The organism is Mycobacterium sp. 1245852.3 (assembly GCF_001669335.1).
Classification (GTDB): domain Bacteria; phylum Actinomycetota; class Actinomycetes; order Mycobacteriales; family Mycobacteriaceae; genus Mycobacterium; species Mycobacterium europaeum_A.
In genome coordinates this window covers 1-9,013 of record NZ_LZLL01000468.1, presented here as the reverse complement: position 1 = coordinate 9,013, position 9,013 = coordinate 1, and the positions used below count along the sequence as shown (strand labels likewise).

Here is a 9,013-nt window from a genome sequence, read left to right as displayed (position 1 = left end):
GTAGGCCTCGGCGACCCGCTCAAGGGCCCAGCTACCCGCAATCGCCGCTGTTAACCGCGCCATGGACGAGCGTCGCGCCATTCAAGACCTTCCTGCAACCCTAGGTGAGGTCGGTCACTGACCCGGCCGGCCCGGGCAGCGGCCGCGTCTCTTCGGCTAACGTCGACCCTATGTCCAAAGTCTCCGGAAACGACCTGATCGACGACGTCACCCCTGGCGACATCATCGCCGTGGACCGCGGTTCGGGTGAACAGCCCTACAAGGTCGTTTTCAAGGATTCCAGCGACGCGGGATATCTCGTCACGTTCGAGGCCGATGGCGGTGAAACATTTCAGCTCGAGCTGCCCGCCGGCACCAGGGTGACGAGATCGCTCGAGGCCAAGTGGGAGTCCGCGCAGAGCCCCACCCAGAACTCGCAGAGTTAAGGCCGCCAGCGCGACAAGCGTGCCCGAACCTGTTGTCGGGCAGGGCTTTCCGCTAATCGACGCGCACCGTGCGGGGGCCGGCGCGGACTGACACCGTCGCGTGCGCCGATCGGTTCGGCCAACTCGCTGCAGCGCGCTCGGTTTGGGTGGCCCGTGGGCGGGTACCGCCATGCCCCGACGGAGGGAGCACGCGGTGAGCTATCTAGAGTCCGCCAAGAAGCAAGTACTGGGCGCCGTGAACAAGGTGATCGACCTGCCGTCCCGGCAGGGCAGGGCGCAAACGGTCACCATCGCGTGCCCCGTCGAGCGCATCGAGCAGTTCTGGCGCGACCCCGACCAGTTGTCGGTGGTGCTCGGTGACATCGCGGAGATCGACGTCGACGAACGGGATCGCTATCGCTGGAAGATGTCGGCAGAACCGCCCGTTGAGTGGAAGTCCACGCGGGTAGCCGAGTCCGGCGCAGTGCGCTTCGTCGGCCAGGGCAACGAGATCGCCGTCCGGTATCGGCCCGCCCCACACGAGCTCGGCACCGAGGTGACGCTGCGGATCAAGGCCCCGGCGCCCGCGCTGTTGTCCGGCGCCGCGGCTTTCAAGATCCTGTACCGGCTGCGCGCGTTGATGCAGACGGGCGAGGTGCCGACCATCCGGTCCAACCCCAGCGCGCGGAAATCCGCGCGGTAAGCGAAAGGCTCAACATGCGTGCACTGTGCTGGAACGGCGTCAATGACCTGTCCGTGGAAACGGTCGATGACCCGAAAATCCTGAACCCGCACGACGTGATCGTCGAAGTCCGGCTCACCACGACCTGCGGGTCGGACTTGCACTTCATCGACGGCTATCTGCCGGGCATGCGGGCCGGCGACGTGTTCGGCCATGAATTCATGGGGGTGGTGGCGGAGACGGGTCCGCAAGTGCGCGACACCAAAGTCGGCGACCGCGTCGTGGTGCCGTCCTTCATCGCATGCAACCAGTGCTGGTATTGCGATCATGAAATGTATTCGTGTTGCGATACAACGAATCCCAATGCCGAACTGCAACAGCCGTTGTTGGGATACCCTTCCGGCGGTATCTACGGATACACGCACCCGTTCGGTGGCTACGCGGGTTCGCACGCCCAATACGTCCGGGTGCCTTTCGCCGACGCGAATTGCTTTGCGATTCCCGGTGATATCACCGACGAGCAGGCGCTGTTCTTATCCGACGCGGTGCCCACCGGCTTCATGGGCGCCGACTTCTGCGACATCGCCGGTGGCGACACCGTCGCGGTCTGGGGTGCCGGCGGCGTCGGACTGATGGCCGCCAGGAGCGCCCTGCTGTTGGGCGCCGAGCGGGCCATCGTCATCGACCGCATCCCGGAGCGGTTGGCCCTGGCGCGCAACGAGTTCGGGCTGGAGACCATCGACTACAAGGCGGTCGACAGTGTGCACGAGACGCTCAGGGAGATGACCGGCGGCCGCGGACCCGATGGCTGCATCGACGCCGTCGGCATGGAGGGCCACGGCACCGGGGTACAGCAGCTCTACGACCGGGCCAAGCAACTGCTGCGCATGGAGACCGACCGCGCTTCCGCGCTTCGCCAGGCGATCCTGGCCTGCCGCAAAGGTGGAGTGGTGTCCGTGCTCGGGGTATACGGCTTGACCGACAAGTTCCCGACTGGGGTGTTGACCAACAAGGGCCTCACCCTGAAAACCGCTCAACAACACGGACAACGCTATATAACCCGGCTTTTCGATTACGTCGAGCAGGGCGACCTCGACCCCGCCAAGCTGATCACCCACGACGTGTCGCTGGAGGACGGGGTGCGGGCCTACGAGCTGTTCAAGAACAAGAAGGACAACTGCATTCGGGTGGCGATGCGACCGAATGTCCCCAGCGCCGCCCGCGACGAAAGGGCCGCAGCCGATCATGACCGCGCAACCTCCCGATCCTGACCCGACGCAGATCCCCGGCCTCGAGCCCGGAGGAGGCACCGCACCGGGCGCCACCCCCCCCGGCCGCGCCCCAGACCTCGGGGATGTCTGCGCCGCAGCCGCCGAACACCCGACGATTCACTCCCAGTCTCGTGCTGACCGTGGTCGCCGTCGGCGTCTTCGTCCTCGTGTTCATCGCGGTGGCGGTGTTGCTGGTGATGAAGATGACCGGGGCGGCGGGCTAGCATGCCGAAACCTTTCGCGCCGGCTCCTGATTACGTTGGCCGGGTAGCGGGCATAGCCAAATGCATGTCCGACGATGCCGCGCAGGCGCCACAGGAGAATCCGGAGAAGGACCAGTCGCAGTGGGTGACCGGCGACGAGCCCATGACCGGCCCGCAGCGCAGCTACTTGAACACGCTGGCGCAAGAAGCGGGCGAACAGGTCCCCGAGAATCTCACCAAGGCCCAGGCCTCCCGCTTGATCGACGAGCTGCAACAACGAACCGGGCGGGGTGGCTCATGACCATCGGTGCCGACGACGTCCGGCGATTGCTCGCCAGCAAGGACGCGGACACAGCGCTGGTGGTGGTCGAGGGGCGTGCCGCGGTCGTCGCGCCGGCGGATCTGAACTCCGACGAGTACCGGGGCGCCCTGCAGGTCGCGACGCGCGAGGAACTGGTGCAGCGAGTCGGGCACGCAGAGCTGTCCGACCGCGAGTTGGTCGAACAGGCCGAAGAACTCGACACGGCGGTGCGCAATCTCGGTGGCTGACGCCACGAAGGCGGTGCGCCGATCCGGACGGCCGGTCTATGGCGCTACAGTGACGGCGTCACCGACGCGGATGACGCCGTTGGTCACCACGGCGAGGTAAACGCCCGCGCACGCCTGTTTGCCGTGACCGCCTGTGTCCAAACGGTTTTCGGCGGCGGGGATCCGAAGCGCCTGCGGAGCCCGGGGTAACGGGCCGTGCTCGAGCGTGGGCACCACGCAGCGTGACGTGGCCGTCAGGACGCGCAACCGCGTCTCACCCACGGCCATTTCGCCGCCAACCCACTCGTTTTCGGCGTATGGCGGATAGTCGGGCGGTGTCGCGATCACCACATTCGGGCGGTAGCGCAGCGCCTCCACACCGATGTGCTCGAGGGTGGCCGTCGTGATCGCGTGCAACGGGGCCTCGTCGGTGAACGATTCACCCGGGGTGGTGGCGGCGATCCTCAGAATGCGGCCACCGACCTCGGCGTCCAGACCGAGTTCGAGCAGTTGCTCCGGATCGGGGCGCACCAGTGTCGCACCGTCGGGGCGCTGGGCGATCAGCCGCACCCGCCGTCCCGTCAAGCGGGAGATCAGCTCGTCGACGCCGGGATCGTCGGCGGCCACGTCGGTCCCATCGGGCAGCCTGATGCGCACTCCCCGGGCGTCCGCATGCGCGGTGCACGTCAGGAGGTCGCGCCATAGCCGGGGATTCTTGGCGCTGGCCACGTGCCCCGTTTCGCCGTCGAGCAGTGCCAATCGCCGGTCGCCGTCGGCGCCACGCTCGTCGACCGGCAGGCAATCGAGGGTCTCGCCCAGCATCGACTTGACCGGATACCGAAGCAATGCCTGCACCCGCATCGGCACCGCCCCGGAAGCGTTGGGGACGGACGACTTCTCCATGAGGTACCTCGCTCGGTAGTACTGCACACTGTGCCCGAAACCGCCTGGCGTTACCAGTGATCAGCCGCGGGACGCCGTGACGACGATCGACTGATCACTGGTCTGCCAGGCGGCCATGAACGCGGTGACGCTGACCTGTTCGTCGGCGTGGTCGATGCCGGGGTCGTTGAGATGAACGATATCTCTGCCCGTGTCGATGCCGGTGACGACCAGGAAGTGGTCGGCCTTGGTGCGCTGGTCGTCGGCGTTCAAGATCACCGAGGAGTTGACGAACGCGATGATCTTGCGGTCCTGCGCCAGATATTGCTCGAGCAGGGGCAGGCCGTTGCGATCCCGGTCGGACTCCGCGGTCATCTCCGCTTTGATACCGAAGTGGTCGAGCAGGATGACCAAGTCGGCCATCGAGACGCCGCTGTCCGGTCCGGAGTGGCTCGGGTCGTTGCGCGGCGCGTAGATAGGCCCCGGATTGGCCCCCGACGGTGTCGACTCCGCCAGGTCCAGCATCTGCCGCTCGGTCGGCGCGTTGCCGGTGAGTTCACCCACGACGTCGGCGACCGAGACGAGGCCGCAGTTGTCCTCGAGCGACTGCGCCACCCAGTGCTTCGCCGCGGCGGCGGGGTCGCCGTACACGCCGGATGCCGTCGTCGGCGCAGGGCCGCCCGAACGGGCGAGAGGTGTACTGCTCTGTGCCGCAACGACTTTCGTCACTGAGGTGGTAACGGCCGTGGTCGCCGGCGGGGCGGAGCCGCACGCCACCAGCGGCGCACCGGTCAGGGCGATGCACGCGCCCGCCACCGCCACTCGGGCGAGCCGGAAGGTGAACATGAGGGCTAGGAGAAATCCCGTCGACGGTCGGATGGCCAGCAAACGGTAACACCCGTACCGCGCCGCCATGGCCGATTGACCGGTGAACCGTTGTGCCCGGATCAGCTCGGCAGCAGGCGCTTTTTCTGCTCTTCGAATTCCTGCTGCGTCAAAATCCCCGCGTCACGCAGCGACGCGAGTTCGCGCAACTCGGCGGCGATGCTGGTGATGGGACCCCCGGCCACAACCTGCGGCGCGGCCGGCTCGTTCGCCGGGTCCTTCTTCGGCTCGCGCTTGGCCTTGCCGGCGTCGGCGGTCCGGGCCCGCTCGCGACCCAGCGCACCGCCGGTGCCGGCCATTGCGCGCCCGGCCATGCTCGCCACGGCCATCTCGCCGAACAGGCTCCCGGCGCCGCTGGGCGCGGCCGCGGCGGCCGCCTCCGCGGCGGCACCGGCGGTGGTGGTCGGAAGCACCAGGGCGGCCGGGCGAATTGCCGGGGCGGCCGCCGTCCAGCCCGGCGGCACCGAGAGGCCGCCGACCGTGTTCGCCTGGCCCAGGCCCGCCGACGCCAGCGTTCCGAAGCCCCCCGCCGGGTTCGTGATGACCGGAAACGGCGACGGCGGCACGGCGCCCGTGCCCGGCCACGACTGCACCCCGGCCCAACCACTCACGATGTCGTCGGTGTGGAAACCGGTGAGCGCGCCGGCGATGTCGAAGGGAAGCGCGATCGCGGCCGAGGGCGAGTCGACGCCGAGGCCGGCGACGGCGGCCGGCGCGTCAAGGAAAACCGTGATGAGGTCGGCCTCGAGGTTCAGCAGGTCGGTCGCCGACGTCGGGTCGACGGCGGCCGGGCCGAACGCGGCGCTGCTCAGCAGGTTGGGCACCGCGGAGAACGACTGCTGGGCCACGGCATTACGCGTGCTACCGGCCGCGGTGCCGGTGGCCTGGGCTACCGCCTCGGATTGCGCGACGTCGGAGTTGGTCGTCTGGTCGGGTGGGGTGAACGGGGTCAGCCGCGTCGCCGCGGCGGTAGAACCCGCGTAGCCGAACATGGCCCCGGCGTCTCGCGCCCACATCTCGGCGTATTCCGCCTCGGTCGTGGCGATCGCGGGCGTGTTCTGCCCGAGAACGTTGGTGGCGACGAGCGTTGCCAGCAGGGTGCGGTTGGCCGTGACCACCGGGGGCGGCACCGTCTCGGCGAACGCCGTCTCGTAGGCGAACGCCGCGGTTCTGGCCTGGTTGGCGGCCTCTTCGGCCTGGGCGCCGGTGGCCCGCATCCAATCCAGGTAGGGGGTGATCGCGGCGACCATGGACGCCGCCGACGGGCCCACCCACGGGCCGGAGGTCAAAGCCGTGATCTCGGCCTCGTACGAGGTCGCGGTCGATTGCAGCGCGGCGGCCAGTTCGTCCCAGGCCATCGCGGCGGCCAGCATCGGTCCCGACCCCGGACCGGCGTACATCCGCGCGGAGTTAACCTCCGGCGGTAGTACCGCGAAGTCCATGTCGTTCTCCTCCGATTGCCTTCACTGACCGCGAGGGCCTCGACGACCTCGATGCGCGTCGTATGGGGATAACCAGCCGAGCAGCAAACAAATCGCATTCCCTCCGGTGCTGCCAGTGCCGCGAACGAAGACGGCCGAATAAGACCGTCCCCAGCGCTAGCGGACCGGTCTTACGCGTTGCAGGTGCCCCCACGTCAACGATTACAGCGAAACTGTTGCCGTGGGTTAACGATAGGTTACCTGCACATGACGGCGGAAACTCACAAGGGTTCTGCTCGTATTGCGCAAATCACTCTCAGCGGGCTTTCAACGGCATCTGCCCGGGCCGCGCTCGCCGCTCCCGCGCGGTTGCCCGCAGCCTGCCCGTCGACAAATCCGTGGTCAGCGGGGTAGGCGCGCGCCCAGCAAGTCGGGCGGCCCTCCCTTCTGCTTGGATTTGATCCCATCCCCGCGAGTGAGGTCTGTTGATGAAAATTGTGCTGGCCGGCTACGGCAGCCGCGGCGACGTCGAGCCCTGCGTTGCCGTCGCCCGCGAGCTGCGTGGGCGAGGACACGACGTCGTGATCGCGGTCCCGCCCGACAGGCTCGACGTGGCCGAGTCGGTGGGGCTTGCTGCGGTCGCCTACGGGCCCGACAGCCGCGAGCAGATCAACATGGCCACCACCTTCGTCCGCAACGTGCAGAACCCGATGAGCGCGTTGCCGCAAGTCATCGAGCGGGTCACCACCGTGTGGACCGGCAAGAGCGAGACGCTGGCCTCGTTGGCGGCCGGTGCCGACCTGCTGGTGGCCGGGATGAACGAACAGCGGCTCGCCGCCAACGTCGCCGAACATTTCGGCATCCCACTGGCGGCGCTGCACTTCTTTCCCGCCGAGACGTTGGAACTGGGCCGGCTGCAGTCGGACGTCACCAGCGCGGCCGAGGGCGCGCAGCGGCGGGCGCTCGGACTGCCCGGCACCCCGTCGGCGCAATCGCCGCTGGAGATCCAGACCTACGACGAGCTGCTGGCGCCCGAGCTGGCCAAACAATGGGCCAGGTCGGGATACCGGCGGCCCTTCGTCGGGTCGCTGACCCTCGGTCTGCCCACCGACGCCGACGACGAGGTGTTGTCGTGGATCGCCGACGGGACGCCGCCGATCTATTTCGGATTCGGCAGCACGCCCGTCACCTCCCCCGCCGAGACCGTCGCCGTGATCAGCGCGGCCTGTGCGCAGATCGGCGAGCGGGCGTTGATCTGCAGCGGCCCAAACGATTTCACCCATATCCCGGCCGCCGACCACGTGAAGATCGTGGAGACGGTGAACCACGGCGCGGTGTTTCCGGCCTGCCGTGCGATCGTGCACCACGGCGGTGCCGGCACCACCGCCGCGGCCCTGCGGGCGGGCGTGCCCATGCTGATTCTCTGGCTGTGGCTCGATCAACCGATCTGGGCCGACGCGATCGGCAAGCTGGAAGTCGGCGTGGGACGGGCGTTCTCGGCCTCCACCCTGGACTCGTTGGTTGCCGACCTGCGCTCGGTGCGTTCTGCGCACTACCTCAGCCGCGCCAGGGAGGTCGCCACCCGGCTGAGCAAACCCGCCGAAAGCGTGGCGGCGGCGGGCGACCTCCTCGAAGGCGCCGCCCGCGGGGCGTAGCGGAGCGCCGGTTCATCCGAGCGGTGGTGCAAAGCCGGAAGGTCGTGTAGAAGGTTCTGGTGCAGGATCCGCCGAATGCGTCGTTCGACCCGCTGATGCTGCGCGAAGCGATGATCAGGCGGCTGTATCGGCGCTTGTCGGCCGAGGGCCACATCAGGGTGCCTGCGGTGCCGGCCCTGATCGACGAGTACGTCGCGCTGTGCGGCAACGTCTGCGCCACCCTGGGCGTCTGGTACACCCCCGAAAACTCCGCGCGGCTGCGGGCGGCGCTGGAAGTCGAGTTGGCGAAGGCCTTCAAGGCCTCCCCCCGTTCGGAGGTATTGATCTCGTATCAGGCTCCGTTCGGGACGGACGTGAATTTCCGGGTCCAAGCCGACTGGCGCACGGTCGAGGCCGATTACGACCAGTGGGTGCAGGTCCGCCCGCCGCCGTTGTTCGGCACCGAGCCGGATGCACGCGTGCTCGCCCTGGCGGCCGAGGCGGCCGACCCTTCGGCCTATCGGGTGCTGGACGTCGGCGCGGGCACCGGACGCAACGCGCTGGCCCTGGCCCGGCGCGGGCATCCGGTCGACGCGGTCGAGATGACCGCCAAGTTCGCGGAGGTGATCGTCGCCGACGCCGCCGGCGAATCGTTGAGCGTGAACGTCATTCAAAGCGATGTCTTCACCGCGATGGAGGGTGTACGCGAGCGCTATCAGCTCATGGTGCTCTCGGAAGTGGTGTCCGACTTCCGCACGACGCGCGAGTTGCGCGGCATGTTCGAACTCGCCACCGAATGCCTGGCGCGAGGCGGCCGGCTGGTGTTCAACACCTTCCTGGCCCGCGACGGCTATGTCCCCGACGACGCCGCCGTGCAATTCAGCCAGCAATGCAACAGCATGATCTTCACCCGCGACGAGGTGGCCGCCGCGGCGGCCGGCCTGCCCCTCGAACCGATCGCCGACGACTCCGCCTACGAGTACGAGAAGGCCCGGTCGGCTTCGGACGCCTGGCCGCCCACGGGATGGTTCGAGGGATGGGCCGGCGGCCTCGACGTGTTCGACGTCGAGCGTGGTGACTCCCCAATCGAATTGCGCTGGCTC

General features: G+C 68.2%; 11 protein-coding genes and 1 pseudogene. 9 read left to right on the top strand and 3 right to left on the bottom strand.

Annotated elements, in window-relative coordinates; translation table 11 throughout:
• Nucleotides 1–170: 170 nt before the first annotated feature.
• The 7 genes and pseudogenes from A9W96_RS20775 (at nt 171) to A9W96_RS20755 (ending at nt 3,109) form a co-directional block, all read left to right on the top strand.
• Nucleotides 171–425: a hypothetical protein gene (locus A9W96_RS20775; protein WP_066863108.1), complete on the top strand. Its 255-nt coding sequence runs from the start codon at nt 171–173 to the stop codon at nt 423–425.
• Nucleotides 426–618: 193 nt separating this feature from the next.
• Nucleotides 619–1,107 carry a hypothetical protein gene (locus tag A9W96_RS20770; RefSeq protein ID WP_067142662.1) on the top strand — a complete coding sequence of 163 codons (489 nt, stop codon included), beginning with the start codon at nt 619–621 and terminating at the stop codon, nt 1,105–1,107.
• A gap of 14 nt (nt 1,108–1,121) precedes the next feature.
• Complete coding sequence (locus A9W96_RS20765; RefSeq protein WP_066863114.1) at nt 1,122–2,357, top strand: zinc-dependent alcohol dehydrogenase; 1,236 nt, start codon at nt 1,122–1,124, stop codon at nt 2,355–2,357.
• Nucleotides 2,332–2,385 (top strand): annotated as a pseudogene (locus A9W96_RS33405) (hypothetical protein); the annotation flags it as partial. The gene A9W96_RS20765 and the pseudogene A9W96_RS33405, both read left to right, overlap by 26 nt.
• A gap of 55 nt (nt 2,386–2,440) precedes the next feature.
• Nucleotides 2,441–2,581 carry a hypothetical protein gene (locus tag A9W96_RS33400; protein WP_197499593.1) on the top strand — a complete coding sequence of 47 codons (141 nt, stop codon included), beginning with the start codon at nt 2,441–2,443 and terminating at the stop codon, nt 2,579–2,581.
• Between the two features lie 64 nt (nt 2,582–2,645).
• On the top strand, nt 2,646–2,861 hold the full coding sequence (locus A9W96_RS20760; RefSeq protein WP_066863121.1) for a DUF3072 domain-containing protein: 216 nt from the start codon (nt 2,646–2,648) through the stop codon (nt 2,859–2,861).
• The gene (locus tag A9W96_RS20755) at nt 2,858–3,109 is read left to right on the top strand and encodes a hypothetical protein (RefSeq protein ID WP_066863124.1); all 252 of its coding nucleotides are present in this window, start codon (nt 2,858–2,860) and stop codon (nt 3,107–3,109) included. Before A9W96_RS20760 ends, A9W96_RS20755 begins: the two co-directional genes overlap by 4 nt.
• 36 nt (nt 3,110–3,145) lie before the next feature.
• Here the strand turns inward: A9W96_RS20755 and A9W96_RS20750 are convergent, their stop codons facing one another.
• The 3 genes from A9W96_RS20750 to A9W96_RS20740 all read right to left on the bottom strand — a co-directional run bounded on the left by A9W96_RS20750 (nt 3,146) and on the right by A9W96_RS20740 (nt 6,297).
• Nucleotides 3,146–3,991, bottom strand: coding sequence for an MOSC domain-containing protein (locus A9W96_RS20750; RefSeq protein WP_067142659.1), 846 nt, complete (start codon nt 3,989–3,991; stop codon nt 3,146–3,148).
• A gap of 60 nt (nt 3,992–4,051) precedes the next feature.
• A complete protein-coding gene (locus A9W96_RS20745) occupies nt 4,052–4,816 on the bottom strand; it encodes a C39 family peptidase (RefSeq protein WP_067142656.1) in 765 nt (254 codons plus the stop codon).
• A gap of 101 nt (nt 4,817–4,917) precedes the next feature.
• The gene (locus A9W96_RS20740) at nt 4,918–6,297 is read right to left on the bottom strand and encodes a PPE domain-containing protein (RefSeq protein ID WP_067142653.1); all 1,380 of its coding nucleotides are present in this window, start codon (nt 6,295–6,297) and stop codon (nt 4,918–4,920) included.
• A gap of 467 nt (nt 6,298–6,764) precedes the next feature.
• Between A9W96_RS20740 and A9W96_RS20735 the strand changes: the two genes are divergently transcribed.
• Both A9W96_RS20735 and A9W96_RS20730 read left to right on the top strand, forming a co-directional pair.
• Complete coding sequence (locus tag A9W96_RS20735; protein WP_067142650.1) at nt 6,765–7,931, top strand: glycosyltransferase; 1,167 nt, start codon at nt 6,765–6,767, stop codon at nt 7,929–7,931.
• A 59-nt stretch (nt 7,932–7,990) separates the two neighbouring features.
• Nucleotides 7,991–9,013 (top strand): bifunctional 2-polyprenyl-6-hydroxyphenol methylase/3-demethylubiquinol 3-O-methyltransferase UbiG (locus tag A9W96_RS20730; RefSeq protein ID WP_067142647.1); only part of this gene is annotated, 1,023 nt, incomplete at its 3' end.

Coding starts and splice junctions, on each gene's coding strand:
- A9W96_RS20755 (WP_066863124.1), top strand. CDS start 2,858: ATGACCATCGGTGCCGACGACGTCCGGCGATTGCTCGCCAGCAAGGAC.
- A9W96_RS20775 (WP_066863108.1), top strand. CDS start 171: ATGTCCAAAGTCTCCGGAAACGACCTGATCGACGACGTCACCCCTGGC.
- A9W96_RS20750 (WP_067142659.1), bottom strand. CDS start 3,991: ATGGAGAAGTCGTCCGTCCCCAACGCTTCCGGGGCGGTGCCGATGCGG.
- A9W96_RS20760 (WP_066863121.1), top strand. CDS start 2,646: ATGTCCGACGATGCCGCGCAGGCGCCACAGGAGAATCCGGAGAAGGAC.
- A9W96_RS33400 (WP_197499593.1), top strand. CDS start 2,441: ATGTCTGCGCCGCAGCCGCCGAACACCCGACGATTCACTCCCAGTCTC.
- A9W96_RS20745 (WP_067142656.1), bottom strand. CDS start 4,816: ATGTTCACCTTCCGGCTCGCCCGAGTGGCGGTGGCGGGCGCGTGCATC.
- A9W96_RS20765 (WP_066863114.1), top strand. CDS start 1,122: ATGCGTGCACTGTGCTGGAACGGCGTCAATGACCTGTCCGTGGAAACG.
- A9W96_RS20735 (WP_067142650.1), top strand. CDS start 6,765: ATGAAAATTGTGCTGGCCGGCTACGGCAGCCGCGGCGACGTCGAGCCC.
- A9W96_RS20740 (WP_067142653.1), bottom strand. CDS start 6,297: ATGGACTTCGCGGTACTACCGCCGGAGGTTAACTCCGCGCGGATGTAC.